Annotated in this window: 5 tRNA genes; all 5 read right to left on the bottom strand. The window is 52.3% G+C overall.

The window, feature by feature from the left end:
• Positions 1-94 precede the first annotated feature (94 nt).
• The 5 genes from ACH0AK_RS14960 to ACH0AK_RS14980 all read right to left on the bottom strand — a co-directional run bounded on the left by ACH0AK_RS14960 (position 95) and on the right by ACH0AK_RS14980 (position 531).
• Positions 95-168: transfer RNA gene (locus ACH0AK_RS14960), tRNA-Ile, on the bottom strand.
• A 14-nt stretch (positions 169-182) separates the two neighbouring features.
• A tRNA-Met gene (locus tag ACH0AK_RS14965) sits at positions 183-256 on the bottom strand.
• Positions 257-284: 28 nt separating this feature from the next.
• Positions 285-357, bottom strand: a tRNA-Ala gene (locus ACH0AK_RS14970).
• A gap of 17 nt (positions 358-374) precedes the next feature.
• Positions 375-448: transfer RNA gene (locus tag ACH0AK_RS14975), tRNA-Pro, on the bottom strand.
• A gap of 9 nt (positions 449-457) precedes the next feature.
• Positions 458-531 (bottom strand) — tRNA-Arg (locus tag ACH0AK_RS14980).
• Position 532 lies beyond the last annotated feature (1 nt).

The raw sequence follows: 532 nt of genomic DNA on the forward strand, positions 1-532 counted from the left end.
AACCCTTGCACGGTTTTACCCGCCTGACGGTTTTCAAGACCGTTCCCTTCAGCCGGACTTGGGTAATCCTCCAATATGAAATACAACGTCGCTATGGACCTTGTAGGACTCGAACCTACGACCGGACGGTTATGAGCCGTCTGCTCTAACCAACTGAGCTAAAGGTCCAGGCTCTTAAATAATCGCGGCGGAGGGGATCGAACCCCCGACCTCCCGGGTATGAACCGGACGCTCTAGCCAGCTGAGCTACACCGCGAAAAAAAGTATTCATTATTTAAATGAAATGGAGCCTAGCGGGATCGAACCGCTGACCTCCTGCGTGCAAAGCAGGCGCTCTCCCAGCTGAGCTAAGGCCCCTTGAAACTATTTACTAATCGGGAAGACAGGATTCGAACCTGCGACCCCTTGGTCCCAAACCAAGTGCTCTACCAAGCTGAGCTACTTCCCGTAAAACTAACGCGCCCAAGAGGAGTCGAACCCCTAACCTTTTGATCCGTAGTCAAACACTCTATCCAATTGAGCTATGGGCGCA

This window comes from Enterococcus pernyi, from assembly GCF_045371165.1.
Classification (GTDB): Bacteria; Bacillota; Bacilli; order Lactobacillales; family Enterococcaceae; genus Enterococcus_B; species Enterococcus_B pernyi.